The sequence below is a fragment of the Cupriavidus malaysiensis genome, assembly GCF_001854325.1.
Classification (GTDB): Bacteria; Pseudomonadota; Gammaproteobacteria; order Burkholderiales; family Burkholderiaceae; genus Cupriavidus; species Cupriavidus malaysiensis.
Genome location: NZ_CP017755.1, coordinates 865,781 through 881,118, shown reverse-complemented (window position 1 = coordinate 881,118; position 15,338 = coordinate 865,781). Strand labels below are relative to the sequence as shown.

The window sequence follows — 15,338 nt, the reverse complement described above, 5'->3', positions numbered from 1 at the left end:
CGAAAGCCCGGCCAGTACCTTGCGCGCCAGGCGCGCCGGGTATGACAGCGGAACGGCGGATGCAGGCGACGATGGAATCGGATAGGACATTAGAAAGGTGCCACGCTGAGGAAGAAGCGCTGCAGCCAGCCCATATTCTGCGCGTCATCGATATAGCCCTTGGCGGTGTACTCGATGCGCGCATCCGCCACCTGGGTGGAGGGCACGGCGTTGGCGGCGGTGATGGTGCGCGGATTGACCACGCCGGAGAAGCGGATGAATTCGGTGCCCTGGTTGATCTCCATCTGCTTTTCGCCGGAGACCAGCAGGTTGCCGTTCGGCAGCACCTCCAGCACGGTGACGGTGATGGTGCCGTTGAAGGTGTTGGCCGCGCTGGCGCCGCCGCTGGCCTTCAGCGAGTTGGCGCCGCTCATATTGGCGTTCTGGCTGGTGCCGAACAGGCCGCCGAACAGGCGGGGCACCGCATCGAACGCGAGCGTGGAGCTGCTGGCCCGGCTCGCGTTGGCACCGGAGTTCTTGGTCGCGTTGACGTTCTCGCTGACGATGATGGTCAGGATGTCGCCGACGTTGCGCGGGCGCGCATCCTCGAACAGCGGCATGCCGGCATACGAGGACTGGAAGATGGAGCCGTTGGGTGCGCCGCGCGGCCGCATCTCGGCGCGGGCCGTGGTCGGCAGCTGCACCAAGGGCTCGCGCGGCGCCAGTGCGCAGCCTGTCGCCAGGCAGCACAGCGAAAGCACGCCGAGTCGGAGCTGCGCCAGTGCCATCGTCAGCTACCGAGCTGGGTCAGCCGCTGCAGCATCTGGTCGGATGTCTGCACTGCCTTGCTGTTGATTTCGTAGGCGCGCTGCGTCTGGATCATGTCCACCAGTTCCTGCACCACGTTGACGTTCGACGACTCGACGTAGTTCTGCTGCAGCACGCCGGAGCCGTTCAGGCCGGGCACCGTGGTGTTCGGCGCGCCGGAGGCATCGGTCTGCGCGTAGAGATTGGTGCCGAGGCTTTCCAGCCCGGTGGGGTTCATGAAGGTGGCGAGCTGGAGCTGGCCGATCTGCACATTGTTGGTCGAGCCGGGCTGGGTCACCGAGACGGTGCCGTCGCGGCCGATCGTCAGCGAGGTGGCGTTGGCCGGAATGGTGATCGCGGGCTGCACGACGAAGCCGTTGGAGGTCACGAGCTGGCCGTTCTGGTCGACCTGGAAGGAGCCGTCGCGCGTGTACGCGGTGGTACCGTCCGGCATCGAGACCTGGAAGAAGCCCTTGCCGTTGATCGCCACGTCGGTGGGATTGCCGGTCTGGGTCAGGTTGCCCTGCAGGTGGATGCGCTCGGTGGCGGCCGGGCGCACGCCGGTGCCGAGCTGCAGGCCCGACGGCAGCGTGGTCTGCTCCGAGCTCATCGCGCCGGGCTGGCGCACGGTCTGGTACATCAGTTCCTCGAACACCGCACGGCTGCGCTTGAAGCCGTTGGTCGACACGTTGGCCAGGTTGTTCGAGATGACGTCCATCTGCGTCTGCTGCGCATCGAGGCCGGTTCTGGCAATCCAGAGTGAGCGGATCATGGTTTTCCTTGCGGGGCCGCGGCACTGCGCCGCGGCCGGGTTCGGTGTTTACGTTGGATCAGTTGGTCGACAGCAGTGCGTTGGCGCGCTGGTCATTGCTGTCCGCGTTCTGGATCATCTTCATCTGCATCTCGAAGCGGCGTCCGTTGGCGATCATGTCGACCATGGCCTCGACCGGGTTGACGTTGCTGCCTTCCACGGCGCCGGAGACGATGCGGATGTCGGCATCGGGTTCGGGTGGCTGCACGCCCTGCTTGAGCCGGAACAGGCCATCGTCGCCACGCTCGACCTGGTCGCCGGTGAGGCTGACCAGGCGCAGCTTGCCGACGTTGGCGAGCCCGTTGGCGGTCTCGCCGGGGCCGCGCGCCGTGATCGTGCCGTCGCTGGCGATGGTCAGCTCGGAGCCCGGCGGCACGGTCAGCGGACCGCCCTGGCCGAGCACCGGCAACCCGCTGGGGGTCAGCACCTGCCCGTCCGCGCCCACCTGCAGCGCGCCCGCACGGGTGTAGGCCTCGCCGCCGTCGGGGGTCTGCACCGCCAGCCAGCCGTTGCCCTTGATCGCCACGTCCAGCACGCGGCCGGTGTAGTTCAGCGGGCCGGCCTTGAGGTCGGCTCCCGGCGTGCTGGCCAGGGTGAAGGCGCGGGTGGGGTTGGTATTGCCCACTACCGGCACCGCGCGGAACATATTGATCTGCGCGCGGAAGCCCGGCGTGGAGACGTTGGCCAGGTTGTTGGATACCGCGGCCTGCTGCTCCAGCGTCTGCTTGGCGCCGGACATCGCGGTGTAGATCAGGCGATCCATGGTCGTCCCCTAGCGGCAGCGGCAGCGCGCGTTGGCCGTGCCCGGCATTACATGTTCACCAGGGTCTGCATCACCTGGTCCTGCGCCTTGATGGTCTGGGCGTTGGCCTGGTAGTTGCGCTGGGCCACAATCAGGTTGACCAGCGAGGCCGACAGGTCGACGTTGGAATCCTCCACGGCGTTGGCCTGCAGCGTGCCAAGGCTACCGCCCGCCGTGCCGACCAGCGGCGCGCCCGAGGTGCCGGTGGCCTGCCACACGTTGTCGCCCGACGGCTTCAGGCCCTGCGGATCGGCGAAGCCGACCAGCACGATCTGGCCGAGGTTCTGGGTCTGCTGGTTCGAATAGCTGCCGACGATGGTGCCATCGCCCTGCACGGCGAAGCTCAGCAGGCTGCCCGAGGCGTAGCCGTTCTGCGACAGCGAATTGGTGCCGCTGGTGACACCGTACTGGGTGGTGCCCGTCAGGTCGACCGCGACCGACATCGCCGCGGCGCCGTTGGCCGCCGGCATCGTGAAGCTGGGCGCGGTGGCAGCGGTCGGCGATGTCAGCACGCCGGCGCTGTTGAACTGCATGGCCATCGGGCTGCCGCCGGTCAGGTTGCCGCTCGGGTCCGTGACGTAGAGGTTCCAGTCCGAGCCGCCGGCGGTGGTGCCGGGGCCTGCCGCCTGCTTGGCGAAGTAGGCGGTCATCTGCTTCGCATTGCCGAGCGAGTCATAGACCGTGAAGCTGGTCGCGTAGTTGTACATGCCGGACGTCGGCAACGCGCCGGGCGCGCTCGCGAACGCGGTGGCCGGCACGGTGTTGCTCGAATTGAGCTGGAACTGCGCCGTCAGCTTGGTCGTGGCGACCGGCGGCATATTGGTGTTCGACACCACCAGCGGCTGCGGCTGGACCGAACCGCCGGCCGCCGTCCCTGCCGGATAGCCGGTGAGCTGCAGGCCCTGCGCATTGGTCAGGCTGCCGTCGGCCTGGCGCTGGAACTGCCCGTTGCGCGAGTAGTAGACGCCGCCATCGGCGTTGACCAGGCGGTAGAAGCCGTTACCGCTGGTGATGGCCACGTCCAGCGAGTTGTTGCTCGACGAGATGCTGCCCTGGGTGAAGGACTGGATCACGGTGTTGACCTTCGTGCCCAGGCCGATGTTGGTGCCGGCATAGACGTCCGCGAACTGCGCGGTCGACTGCTTGTAGCCCACCGTGTTCGCGTTGGCGATGTTGTTGCCGATCACGTCCAGATTGGCGGCGGCTGCGTTGATCCCGCTTACCCCTTGACCGAAACCCATTGATTTTCCCCTTGACTTGCTGTCTTGCGTGAATGACCCGCCTGCGCGCGGTATGGTTGCCCGATCAGCTGATCCGGCGGATGTCGTTGACGTTGGCAGACTGGCCGTTGGTCAGGCCGACCAGCACACCGCTCGAGTCGCCGGTGATGCTCTGCACCGTGGCGTAGTTCAGGGCGACCGGCGATACGCTGTTGCCCTTGGCGGTCGCGCTCACGCTGAAGGTGTATTGGCCGTCGGCCACGGTATTGCCGTTGTTGTCCTTGCCGTCCCAGCTCACGTCCTGCACGCCGGCTGCCTTGTTGCTCAGCGTCAGCGTGCGCACCACGTTGCCGCCGGAGTCCTTGATGGTGACGCTGGCGGTATCGGCCGCCGTCGGCAGGTCGACGCCGAACTTGCTGGGCGTGCCGCCGGCGACCGAGATCTGCGAGCCGGGCACTTCCACCGAGCGGCCGATCAGGCTGGCCGAATTCATCGCCTGGCTCGCGCTGTTCTGCGACAGCAGCTGGTTCAGCGTGGTGTTCATGGTCTGCAGGCTGCTCACGGTGCTGATCTGCGCCAGTTGCGAGGTCAGCTGCGAGTTGTCCATCGGGTTGAGCGGATCCTGGTTGTTCATCTGGGTCACCAGCATCGTCAGGAACTGGCTCTGCAGGTCCGAGGCGCTCGCCGAGCTGCTGCTCAGCGCCTGGTTCACGGAGGAGCTGGTGGTGGAAGATCCGGTACCGCTAACGTTCGAGGTGGTGGTCATGTCAAATCCATCGGCTTGTCGGGTTGGCCTGTCGGCGTCACTGACCCAGGGTCAGCGTCTTGAGCATCATGTTCTTGGCGGAATTCAACACCTCGACGTTGGCCTGGTAGGAACGCGAAGCCGAGATCATGTTGACCATCTCCTCCACCGGGTTCACGTTGGGCATGGTCACGTAGCCTTCCGCATTGGCCAGCGGATGCGTGGGATTGAAGACCATCTTGGCCGGCGAGGGATCCTCGACCACGCCCTGCACCTGCACCCCGCCGATCTCGCTCTGACCGGGTGTCGGCGCGAGCCCGAAGACGACCTGCTTGGCGCGATAGGGCTGCCCGTTGGGACTGACCGCGCTGTCCACGTTGGCGAGGTTGGACGCGGTGACGTTCATGCGCTGCGACTGCGCGGACATGGCCGAACCGACCACGTCGAAGATATTCATGGCTGCCATGGCATGCTCACTGCTGGATCGCGGCCAGCATCGTCTTGATCTTCGACGTCATCACCGTCAGGTCCGACTGGTAACCCACGGTGTTGTCGGCGAAGGCGACGCGCTCGGTGTCCATTTCCACGGAGTTGCCGTCGATGCTGGACTGGGTCGGGATGCGGTACATCAGGTCGCGGTCGCTCGTGCCCGACGGTGCCTCGGCGGGCAGGTGCCGCGCCGACGTGGTGGTCAGCACCAGGCCGCCCTGCGCGCCGCCGGCGCCGCCGCGCTGCATGGTCTGCGACAGCGTGCTCGCGAAGTCGTAGTCACGCGCCTTGAAGCCAGGCGTATCGGCATTGGCGATGTTCGCCGCCAGTACCGACTGGCGCTGGTTACGCAGGTTGAGCGCTTCCTGCTGGAAGCGGAAAGCCGCATCGAGTTTGTCAATCATGTCTGCGTCTCGCTGGGAAGGGAGAACATGGAAGCGCATGCTTCTTCAGGCTTGCCATGGTAGGTGCGGCGACGCCAGCGCAATCGCGCGAATAGGCGGCGGAAACCCGCGCAATTCCCTCCGAAGCGCGCGGGGTGGCTGCCTACAATACGGGACGTTCCGCTGCGTGCCGCAAGGCCCGCGCACTTGCTGGAAGACCCACATGAAGCCTCTGTCCCGAGCGCTGTTCCGCGCCCCATTGCGCGCCCTGTTCCGCGCCCTGCTCCGCGCGACGCGCCTGCTGCCCGCGCTGGCGCTGGCCCTGGCCGGCGCCCACGTCGCGGCGCAACCGGCCGGCGCCAGGGCCGGCAATGGCGCCACGCCCGCCACGCCCGCCACACCTTTCCCCGACGATCCCGTGCGCAGCGCGGTCGAGCAGTTCCTCGCACGCCAGAGCGCCGGCCTGCCGGGCAAGGTCAGCATCCAGGTCGTGCCGCCCTCCGGCGGCCGCGCTCCCGAATGCGAGGCGCCCGATCCCTTCCTGCCGCCGGGCGGCTCGCCCTGGGGCCGCGTCACGGTCGGCGTGCGCTGCGGTGGCGAACGTCCGTGGATACGCTACGTGCAGGCACGGGTCGGCGTGTTGACCGACTACTACGTGGCAGCCCGCGCGATCGCCCCCGGCGAACCGATCGGCAGCGCCGACCTGCAAGTTCGCCAGGGGGACCTCGCGATGCTGCCGCGCGCGGTGGTGACCGACCCGGCGCAGGCCAACGGTGCCGTCGCCGCCACCCGCATCGCCGCCGGCTCGCCGCTGCGCGCCGACCTGCTCAAGCGGCCGGCCGCCGTACGCAACGGCCAGACCGTGTCGGTGACCATCGAAGGCGAGGCCTTCCAGATCAGCAGCGAAGGAAAAGTGATGAATGATGCGCCGACGGGCGGCTCGGTGCAGGTGCGGCTGAAGAACGGCCAGGTGGTCACCGGGCTGGTGCGCAGCGGCGATACCGTGGTACTGCAGCAATAGGCGCGGCAAAGCGACCGGCCGGCGGCCGGGTACGCGGCGCAGCGGCGGGATGGCGTGCGACAATGCGGGCTTGCGATGCCCATGCGGCAAGGCGGCCCTAAAGTTTGCGGCCGGGCGTCCGATATGCATGTGGAACCCAGCAAGGAACAGTCGTGAAGATCAATCAGTCCACTTCGTCCAGGACCGGCGCCCCCGCCGAAGGCACGGCGCGCGCCACCACGGCCCCCGCTCCCGCCCCGGCCACGGCAGCCGAGGTGCAGACCAGCCCCCTGAGCGCCCAGGTCCGCCAGATCGGCGCCAGCCTGAGCCAGGATAGCGACAACGACATCGACACGGCCCGCGTGGAGGAAATCCGCCAGGCCATCGTCGAAGGCCGGATCAAGATCGATCCGAGCAAGATTGCCGACGGTCTGCTCGCCACGCTGCGCGAGCTGAACCAGGGCCAGTAAACGGTCCGCGGCAGGAACCCAGCAGCGAGCCGAGAGCGAACGGCATAGAGCGCCGCGCGTGGAGAAACCATGAGCCTGCCCCTGATCCAGATCCTGCATCGCGAAACCGAAGCCGTGAAGGCATTCGCCGAGGCCCTGGCCGACGAACGCGAAGTGATGAAGAGCGGCGACGCGCAGGCGCTCGGCGCGGTGCTGGACCGCAAGACGGCGCTGGCCTCCGCGCTGGCCGAGCTGGGCGCCGCGCGCGAAGCGCAGATGGCCGCCGCCGGCTTGCGCGCCGGCCCGAACGGCATGCTGGTCGGCCTGCGCATCGACCCCGCCGTGCATCAGGCCTGGCGCACCCTGCGCCTGGCCGCGCTCGGCGCGCACCAGGCAAGCACGCTGAATTCGGCGGTCATCGCCGCCCATCTCGAACACACGCGCGCGGCCATCCAGGTACTGCGCCAGCGCGGCATCGATGCCGGCCTCTACGGCCGCGACGGCCGCACCCAGAACGCGGCATCCGGCCTGAGCCTGGCGCGCGGCTGAGGCCACTGCGGCGGCTGGGACTGACGCGCGCTCGCAGCGCCCCGCTCCGGCTGGTGACATGGCCGCGCGACGATGGTCGCGCGATCGCCCCTCGCTACCGCGCCGTCCGGCGCCGCCATCCTCTTCCTTGAACTGAACTGCGCTGAACCGAGCCGGATCGGCCGAGGACGGCGTCGCGGGTGTCGCCGCAGCGGCGGCGGAACATCGCCGCCGGCCGCAGCGGCGGCGGACCGCTCTCGACGATCAGCGATAGTCGACGATGACCTGGTTGGCGCGCCCCTGCAGCACGGGCGCCAGCGCGCCACGCCCGGGGGCCAGGAAAGCAAAGGTGAAATCCTGTGCGGCGGCATCGCCGCGGAATGCCTCGGTGTGGCCTTGCGCCGCCGGCAACAGCACGCATCGGCTGCCATTGCACAGGTAGACCTGGAGATCATGCGGCGGCACGCCGCTGAAGGTGTACTGCCAGCGCACGGATGTCACCTTGCCGGTCGCCAGCGCCGGCATGGCGCCGGGCCGCAGCGCAGGCGACAGTATGCGCATCCCGCGCACGGACAGCATCGGCCCCTGCACCACGCTCTGCCAGGCATGACCGGGACCTCCTTCGTCCGCCCGGACCGGCGGGACGGCGGTCGCCAGGCCGAGTGCGGCGACGCCCGTCGCAACGCATGCCTGCACGCGCGGCGCGGCGCGGCCGGGCCCTCGCATCAGAGCAGTCCCCGCAGCTGGCCACGCAGGCGCGCGATGGCCTGGCCGCGGATCTGGCAGACGCGCGACTCGGTCACGTCCAGCACGGCGCCGATCTCGCGCAGGTTCAGCTCCTGGTCGTAGCACAGCGACAGCACCAGCTTCTCCCGCTCGGGCAGGCGCTCGATGGCGCGGATCAGCGCTTCGCGCATGCCGCTCTCCATCAGCACCATCAGCGGGTCGCTGTCTTCGTTGACGCCGAGGTGGCGCTCGAGGAAATCCTCTTCGCCGGAGCGCTCGAAGTCCTCGTAATGCAGAAGCTGGCAGCCGTGCACTTCGTTGAGCAGCAGCTGGTACTCCGGCAACGGCATCTCGAGATGCTCGGCCACTTCGGAATCGAGGGGCGTGCGGCCAAGCTTCTGCTCCAGGCTGCGTATGGCCCGCTCGATGCGGCGGGTGAACTGGCGCAGGCTGCGCGACTGCCAGTCGTTGGCGCGCACCTCGTCGAGCATGGCGCCGCGGATGCGCTGGCTGGCATAGGTCTCGAAGCGCGCGCCGTGCGTGTCTTCGTAGCGCTTGGCCGCGTCCAGCAGGCCGATCATGCCGGCCTGGATCAGGTCGTCGAGCTGCACGCTGGCCGGCAGCTTGGCCGCCAGTTGCAAGGCGATGCGGCGCACCAGCGATGCGTGTGCCTTGACCAGATCCGTCTGTTCGAGCTTTCCCTGAACGGTGTACATGGTGGGACTCTCGTGGCTTCTAGAGCGCAGCGCCGGCCGCGCGCGTACCGTGCAGGGACCGGGGCCCGATGGCTTGGGCCCGGTCGATGGCCTGGGGGAACGATACGTGCGGCATCGGCGTCAATGAATGCGTGGGCTGGTCGGAGGCGTCGCCGAGGCGACGCCGGGGAAGGTGGTGGACGCGGCGCGCATGGGCCACGCGCCGATGCTGCTGGCGATGCGGCGCAAGGCCATCGTCGCCGGTGCGGCGGGGTAGGCATCGACCACGCCGCGACCCAGCTGCTCGCTCTGCCTGACCAGCGGATCGAGCGGCAGATAGCCGGCCCACGAGGCCTCGATGCCGAGATACTGGCTGGCGGTGCGGGCCAGGTTGCCGGCCACCGCGCCGGCGATGCCCTCGCCCGCCGCCGCATTGACGACGAGCTGGAAATGGCGGATGGCGTAGCGGTGATGCAGTTGCTTGATGCGCGCGTAGGCCGCGGTGATCGAGGCCGCCTCGGGGCGCATCACCACCAGCAGGTTGTGCGCGGCGCCGGCCAGCGCCGACAGCGTCCCCTGGCCGTCGGCGCGGGCATCGGCCAGCACGGTGCGGAAGGCGCCGAAGGTGCCCGGCAGGCCACCGCCGGCCGGGCCGGCAGCGCCCGCGGGCAGCACGGCGACACCGCTGGGCCCGGCGGCACCGAGCGCCTGGTCGAGCGTCGCCTGTGCGGCCAGCACCTGGGCCAGCGTGCCGCGCGGCGCGGCTCCGGCCAGGTGCGCGGCGCGCGCGCCCGGGGCATCCTCGTCGACCAGCAGGACGCGCTCGCCCTGCATGGCCAGCGCGCTGGCCAGTCCGAGCGCGACCGTCGTGGCGCCGGCCCCCGGCTCGCTGGCTACCACGGCGATGTGCCGTGTGGCGCGCGGCGCCAGCAGGCGCCGCAGCCCCTCGGCCTGATCGGTTGCCAGAGTGTGCACAGACCTACTCTCCTACGGATTCCAGTTGTTGCTCGGCAGCGGACGTATCCGCACGGACCGGGTCCGCCGCAGCGGCACGGTTTGCGCGCACGGGATAGCCCTCCAGCACGTCCAGCAGCGCCAGCAGGCGCGCCAGGCCTTCGACCAGCGCCTGGCCCGGCGCCGCTTGCGCGGCCTTGCCCGCGGCGCGGCCGGCCAGGCGCGAGAGGAAGCCGGCCGCCACGGCGCCCGGCTCGCATTCGAGACGCAGGGCGGTCAGGCCGGCCTGCAGCGCCATCAGCGCGGCGCGGCATTGCGCCTCGTCCGCGGCCGGCACGGCGCCGCGGGCAAGATGGTCGAGCGCGTGGCGCAGCGTGCGGAAGCGTGCCTCGGCGGCCAGTGCCCAGCGCGCCCACTGCGCCAGCCGCGCGGATTCATCGGCCAGGGCGGGGTCGCACAGCAGATAGCTGGTGTCCAGCAGGCGGCCGCTGTCGCGCTCCACCAGGCGGGAAACCAGCAGGCAGGCATCGGTGCCGCCGTCGGCATTGCCGCGGCCGGCACGGCGCTGCAGCGGACCGTCGGGCACCCGCACCGGCACCTGGGCCAGCCATTGCACGGCATCGCAGCCCTGCTCATGGAGTTCGCCCACGGCATGGAAGGTCAGCGTTTCGGCCAGGGCCTCGACCTTCCAGGCCGTGCCTCCGCTGAGCATGCGCGCGCCCTTGCGGGCCCGCGCCAGCCAGCGTTCGCCGCCTTGCTGCCAGCGCGCCAGCACGGCCGGAGCCGGCAGCGCATCGACCATGTTGACGACCGTACGCGTGGCCGCCAGCGCGGCGCGCAGCGTGGCGGCCTCGGTTTCGCCGCTGCCGTTGCGTGCACCGCTCACGGCGGCGGCCAGCGGGAAGCCGTCGCGATCCGACAGCCACAGGGTCGTCTGAACATGGTGCGGGGCCCGGCGCCCGCCAGCCGCGAACTGGGCGGTGGCGGACAGCGCCAGCACATGGCGATCGCAGCCGCGACCGAGGTCGCGGCAGGCAGCTTCGCGCACCTGCTGCGCGACGCTGCGCAGCGATGCGGCGTCGTCGTCGCGCTGCTGCCACAGCGCGCGCAGCAGCGGAAAACCCTGCGTACCGGCATCGAGCTCGGCCACGCAGGCACCGACCGCATCGGCACTGTCGCTCAGCGAGCGCAGCATGTCCTCGGCGGCGGGACCGCGCTGCGCCTCGGCATCCTCGAGGGCACCGGCCTGGCGGCGGGCCACGTCCGCATCGGCGAAGACCGAGCCGCGGCGGGGCGTCAGGAAGGCGCGCTCGACCAGGGCCGGCGCCTGCGCCAGCTCCAGGTGCTCAGGCACGCGCTGGCCGGTGGAGGCGTAGAACACCGGCAGGCGGTGGCGGATGACGACGTCGAGCACCGATCCCAGGTGCGTGGCTTCGTCCAGCTTGGTGATGATGCAGCCGTCCAGGCCGCAGCCGGGCTCACCGCCGAGACCGGCGTCCTGCCGGTAGGCGTGCACCACCTCGTTGAGCGTATCGCCGTGGCTGGCGCCATTGAGCAGCAGCACGCGCTGCACCGGTGCCTGCACGCCGGCCAGCATGGCGATCTGTTCGGACAGGTTGCGGTCACGCTGGCTCATGCCGACCGTGTCGACGATGACCAGGTGCTTGTCGGCCAGCGCGTTCAGCGCAAAGCGCAGGTCGGCCGCATCCTTCACCGCGTGCACGGGCACGCCGAGGATGTCGCCATAGATGCGCAGCTGCTCGTGCGCGCCGATACGGAAGCTGTCGGTGGTCAGCAGCGCCAGCCGCTCCGGACCGTGCTTGAGCACGAAGCGCGCGGCGAGCTTGGCGGTGGTGGTGGTCTTGCCGACGCCGGTCGGCCCGATCAGCGCGAGCACGCCGCCCTGGGCGAAGAGTGCCTCCTCATCGGCCAGCACCTGCACCTTGCGCGCCAGCTCCTGGCGGATCCAGGCCATCGCCGACTGGCGGTCGTGACCGACCGGCAGGTGCGCCAGCAGCGTGCGCGCGAGCTGCCCCGAGAAGCCCGCGCCGGCCAGCCAGGTGAAGAGCGACTCGCGCAGCGGGTCGCCCGTCGCCACCGGCACGTTGCCCATGCCGGCGAACTGGCGCTCGATCAGCGCGCGCATCGACTTGAGCTCGCCGCGCAGCTCGCCCATCTCGGCCTCGTCGTCGCGCGCCGGTGCGGGCGGCACATAGAGCTGGGCGCTGCTGGAGATGGCGCCGACATCGGTGTCGCGCATGGCGACGATCTCGACGCCGCCATCGACGGTCCGGTTGGACAGCACCACCGCGTCAGGCCCCATCGCCTCGCGCACGCGCCGCAGGGCCTCGCGGCCATTGGCCGCCACGAATTTCGCTACGCTCATCGCGCCTTCCTCATGCTGCACCGCCGATCACGGCGGTGATCCTGATGTTTCGGTTGTCGGGGACCTCGGCATGCGACAGCACCTTGAGCTGCGGCAGCGTACGCCGGAGGAAACGAGCCAGCAGCGCCCGCAGCGGCGGCGGCACCAGCAGCACGGGTGTGTAGCCCATCTGCTCCTGCCGCTCCACGCAGGCACGCGATTGCTGCAGCAGGGCGTCCGCCAGGCCGGGCTCGAGGCCCCCGCCGCTGTTCAGCACCTGGGTCAGCACGCGCTCCAGGCCGGCTTCGAGGCCGACCACCTGCATTTCCGCCCCGTTCGGGTACAGCTGCTGCGTGATGGCGCGGCCCAGCGCCACGCGCACCAGCTCGGTCAGCTCGCTGGGCTCGCTGATCTTGGGCGCGTGCTCCGCCACCACGTCCAGGATGGTGCGCATGTCGCGGATGGGTACCCCCTCCTCCAGCAGGTTCTGCAGGACCTTCTGCAGGCCGGTCAGCGAGATGGTCTTCGGCACCAGGTCCTCGGTCAGCTTCGGCGATTCCTTGGCGATGCGGTCGAGCAGCTGCTGCACTTCCTGGCGGCCCAGCAGTTCCGCCGCGTGCATCTGGATCAGGTGGTTCAGGTGGGTCGCCACCACGGTGCTGGCATCGACCACCGTGTAACCGAAGGCCTGCGCGCGCTCCTTGTGCGCGGCGTCGATCCACACGGCCGGCAGCCCGAAGGCCGGATCGCGCGTCTCGGCGCCCGGCAGGGTGCCGCTGACCTGGCCGGGGTTGATCGCCATCCACTGCCCCGGCGCCGCTTCGCCGCTGCCGATCTCCACGCCCTTGAGCGTGATGCGGTAGGCGTTGGGCTTGAGTTCGAGGTTGTCGCGGATATGGACCACCGGCACCAGGAAGCCGATCTCCTGCGCCATCTTCTTGCGGATGCTCTTGATGCGGCCGAGCAGCTCGCCGTTCTGCGCGCGGTCCACCAGCGGAATCAGTCGGTAGCCGACTTCCATGCCCAGGGGATCGACCATGGTGACGTCGTCCCAGGTCGCCTCGGTGGATTCCGGCTGCGCCTGCGCGGGGCGCGACTCGCCCTTCTTGCTGGCCTGCGCGTCGGCCTGCTGGCGCTGCGCCAGGTAGCGCCCGAACCAGATCAGGCCGGCGCCGAACAGCAGGAAGGCGATGTGCGGCATGCCCGGGATCACGCCCAGCAGGCCGATGATGGCGCCCGTGATATAGAGCACGCGCGGATTGGAGAACAGCTGGCCGGTCAGCTGCTGGCCGACGTCTTCGTCGTTCGACACGCGCGAGACGATGACACCGGCTGCAGTGGAGATCACCAGCGCGGGAATCTGCGCCACCAGGCCGTCGCCGATGGTCAGCAGCGTGTAGTTGCGCACGGCCGTGGCGAAGTCGAGGTCGTGCTGCACCATGCCGACCACCATGCCGGCGCCGACGTTGATGAACATGATCAGCAGGCCGGCCACGGCATCGCCGCGCACGAACTTGCTGGCACCGTCCATGGCGCCGTAGAAGTCGGCTTCCTGGGCCACCTCGGTACGGCGCTTCTTGGCGCCCTCCTCGTTGATCAGGCCCGCGTTGAGGTCGGCATCGATGGCCATCTGCTTGCCGGGCATCGAATCCAGCATGAAGCGCGCGCCCACCTCGGCAATACGGCCCGCGCCCTTGGTGATCACCATGAAGTTGATCACCACCAGGATGGCGAACACCACGATGCCCACGGCGAAGTTGCCGCCCACGAGGAAGTGGCCGAACGCCTCGATCACCTTGCCGGCGGCATCGGGGCCGCTATGGCCCTCGAGCAGCACCACGCGGGTGGAGGCGACGTTCAGCGACAGGCGCAGCAGCGTGGAAAACAGCAGCACCGCGGGAAAGGCGGCGAAATCGAGCGGCCGCTGGGTGTACATGCCCACCAGCAGCACCATGATCGACAGGGCGATGTTGAAGGTGAACAGCAGATCGAGCAGGAAGGGCGGCAGCGGCAGCACCATCATGCCCAGGATCATCACGATCAGCAGCGGGCCCGCCAGGGCTCGCATCTGGCCGGCGGTCTGCCCGCCGGGCAGCTTCAGCAAGGAGGTCAGGGCATTCATGCGCGGCTTTCCGGTACGGCGAGTTCGTCAGGCACGAGAAGGTTGCTGGGAGCCGCGGGCTGCGGTCCCTTGGAGTAGTGCCAGTGTTTCAGCTGGAAGACCCAGGCCAGCACCTCGGCCACGGCGGTGTACAGGCCGGCCGGGATTTCCTGCCCCAGCTCGACATGGCGGTGCAGCGCGCGCGCCAGCGGCGGCGCCGACAGGATGGGGACGCGATGCTCGACCGCGATCTCGCGGATGCGTGCCGCCACCAGGTCGCTGCCCTTGGCCACCACGCGCGGTGCGCTCATGCGGCCTTCCTCATAGCGCAGCGCCACCGCGAAGTGGGTCGGGTTGGTCACCACCACATCGGCCTTGGGTACCTCGGACATCATGCGTCGGCGCGCGGCCTGGCGCTGCTGCTGGCGGATGCGGCCCTTGACGTGCGGATCGCCCTCGGTTTCCTTGTGTTCCTGCTTGACCTCTTCCTTGGTCATGCGCAGCTTCTTGTGGAACTGCCAGAACTGCCAGGGCACGTCCAGCCCGACCACGACCACCAGCGACAGCACGACCAGGCCGGAGCAGTACAGCACCAGTTCGAGCATGTGCAGCAGTGCTTCCTGCACCGGCACGTTCATCAACGAGATGGCCTCGGGCAGCCGGCGCCACAGCACCCAGGCTGCCACGCCGCCCACCAGCACGGATTTGGCGATCGCCTTCAGCAGCTCGGCCAGCGTCTGCATGGAGAACATGCGCCCCAGACCCTGCAAGGGCGACAGCCGGCCGAAGTTGGGCTGGAGCGACTTGGTGGAGAACATCCACCCGCCCAGCAGCAGCGGCGCGGCCAGGGCCGCCACGGTCAGCAGCGCCAGCAGGGGCATCAGGGCCAGCAGGCTGTCCCAGACCACGTTGCCGAACTGGGACAGCATGCGCGATACGTCGAAAGCGGTGGCCGGCTCGAAGCTCAGGCTGTGGCGCATGCTGGCATCGAGCCGGCGCCCAAGCGGCGCCCCGAGCGTCGACAGGCCGGCCACGCCGGCCAGCAGCATGATGAAGGTGCCGAGCTCGCGCGAACGGATCACCTGCCCCTCCTCGCGCGCCTTTTCCAGGCGCCGGGGTGTGGCGGGTTCAGTTTTCTCGAGATCGCTTTCTTCGGACATGGACGCTCCGTTGCGAAGCGCCAGGCGGCCCTTCGTCAGTGACGATTATCAAAGCGGGCCAGTCCTGCCATTAGCGGGAATAGGGAGGGGAATCGGTTGCTGTTTGCGTGATCAGCGGCAGCCA

At 69.3% G+C, this 15,338-nt stretch carries 16 protein-coding genes; 3 read left to right on the top strand and 13 right to left on the bottom strand.

Annotated features, from left to right (window positions below):
* Nucleotides 1-89 precede the first annotated feature (89 nt).
* From BKK80_RS23685 to flgB, 7 genes are all read right to left on the bottom strand, one after another.
* Entirely contained in the window at nt 90-767 is a 678-nt protein-coding gene (locus tag BKK80_RS23685; RefSeq protein ID WP_071021688.1) for a flagellar basal body L-ring protein FlgH, read from the bottom strand.
* A 2-nt stretch (nt 768-769) separates the two neighbouring features.
* Nucleotides 770-1,558, bottom strand: a complete 789-nt coding sequence (gene flgG, locus BKK80_RS23680) for a flagellar basal-body rod protein FlgG (protein WP_071021690.1) — start codon at nt 1,556-1,558, stop codon at nt 770-772.
* Nucleotides 1,559-1,616: 58 nt separating this feature from the next.
* A complete protein-coding gene (flgF, locus tag BKK80_RS23675; protein WP_071021693.1) occupies nt 1,617-2,360 on the bottom strand; it encodes a flagellar basal-body rod protein FlgF in 744 nt (247 codons plus the stop codon).
* A 47-nt stretch (nt 2,361-2,407) separates the two neighbouring features.
* On the bottom strand, nt 2,408-3,640 hold the full coding sequence (flgE, locus tag BKK80_RS23670; protein WP_071021694.1) for a flagellar hook protein FlgE: 1,233 nt from the start codon (nt 3,638-3,640) through the stop codon (nt 2,408-2,410).
* A gap of 64 nt (nt 3,641-3,704) precedes the next feature.
* Nucleotides 3,705-4,385: a flagellar hook assembly protein FlgD gene (locus tag BKK80_RS23665; protein WP_071071536.1), complete on the bottom strand. Its 681-nt coding sequence runs from the start codon at nt 4,383-4,385 to the stop codon at nt 3,705-3,707.
* Between the two features lie 37 nt (nt 4,386-4,422).
* Complete coding sequence (gene flgC, locus BKK80_RS23660; protein WP_071021699.1) at nt 4,423-4,830, bottom strand: flagellar basal body rod protein FlgC; 408 nt, start codon at nt 4,828-4,830, stop codon at nt 4,423-4,425.
* Nucleotides 4,831-4,837: 7 nt separating this feature from the next.
* Nucleotides 4,838-5,257, bottom strand: coding sequence for a flagellar basal body rod protein FlgB (flgB, locus tag BKK80_RS23655; RefSeq protein ID WP_071021703.1), 420 nt, complete (start codon nt 5,255-5,257; stop codon nt 4,838-4,840).
* A 202-nt stretch (nt 5,258-5,459) separates the two neighbouring features.
* On the opposite strand from flgB, the gene flgA reads away from it, so the two are divergent.
* The 3 genes from flgA (at nt 5,460) to BKK80_RS23640 (ending at nt 7,234) form a co-directional block, all read left to right on the top strand.
* Nucleotides 5,460-6,257 carry a flagellar basal body P-ring formation chaperone FlgA gene (gene flgA / locus BKK80_RS23650; RefSeq protein ID WP_084545723.1) on the top strand — a complete coding sequence of 266 codons (798 nt, stop codon included), beginning with the start codon at nt 5,460-5,462 and terminating at the stop codon, nt 6,255-6,257.
* Between the two features lie 152 nt (nt 6,258-6,409).
* Nucleotides 6,410-6,706, top strand: coding sequence for a flagellar biosynthesis anti-sigma factor FlgM (gene flgM / locus BKK80_RS23645; protein ID WP_071021709.1), 297 nt, complete (start codon nt 6,410-6,412; stop codon nt 6,704-6,706).
* Between the two features lie 69 nt (nt 6,707-6,775).
* Entirely contained in the window at nt 6,776-7,234 is a 459-nt protein-coding gene (locus tag BKK80_RS23640; protein ID WP_071021712.1) for a flagella synthesis protein FlgN, read from the top strand.
* 243 nt (nt 7,235-7,477) lie between these two features.
* Here the strand turns inward: BKK80_RS23640 and BKK80_RS23635 are convergent, their stop codons facing one another.
* The 6 genes from BKK80_RS23635 to flhB all read right to left on the bottom strand — a co-directional run bounded on the left by BKK80_RS23635 (nt 7,478) and on the right by flhB (nt 15,214).
* Nucleotides 7,478-7,939 (bottom strand): flagellar protein FlhE, encoded by a 462-nt coding sequence (locus tag BKK80_RS23635; RefSeq protein ID WP_071021715.1) that lies wholly within the window; start codon nt 7,937-7,939, stop codon nt 7,478-7,480.
* Complete coding sequence (locus BKK80_RS23630; protein ID WP_071021717.1) at nt 7,939-8,655, bottom strand: RNA polymerase sigma factor FliA; 717 nt, start codon at nt 8,653-8,655, stop codon at nt 7,939-7,941. The genes BKK80_RS23635 and BKK80_RS23630 overlap by 1 nt, the downstream gene beginning before the upstream one ends.
* Nucleotides 8,656-8,775: 120 nt before the next feature.
* Nucleotides 8,776-9,609 (bottom strand): MinD/ParA family ATP-binding protein, encoded by an 834-nt coding sequence (locus BKK80_RS23625; RefSeq protein WP_197524016.1) that lies wholly within the window; start codon nt 9,607-9,609, stop codon nt 8,776-8,778.
* 4 nt (nt 9,610-9,613) lie between these two features.
* The gene (flhF, locus tag BKK80_RS23620) at nt 9,614-11,974 is read right to left on the bottom strand and encodes a flagellar biosynthesis protein FlhF (RefSeq protein WP_071039532.1); all 2,361 of its coding nucleotides are present in this window, start codon (nt 11,972-11,974) and stop codon (nt 9,614-9,616) included.
* A gap of 10 nt (nt 11,975-11,984) precedes the next feature.
* Nucleotides 11,985-14,075 carry a flagellar biosynthesis protein FlhA gene (gene flhA, locus BKK80_RS23615; RefSeq protein WP_071021722.1) on the bottom strand — a complete coding sequence of 697 codons (2,091 nt, stop codon included), beginning with the start codon at nt 14,073-14,075 and terminating at the stop codon, nt 11,985-11,987.
* A complete protein-coding gene (flhB, locus tag BKK80_RS23610; protein WP_071021725.1) occupies nt 14,072-15,214 on the bottom strand; it encodes a flagellar biosynthesis protein FlhB in 1,143 nt (380 codons plus the stop codon). The genes flhA and flhB overlap by 4 nt, the downstream gene beginning before the upstream one ends.
* Nucleotides 15,215-15,338: the final 124 nt, after the last annotated feature.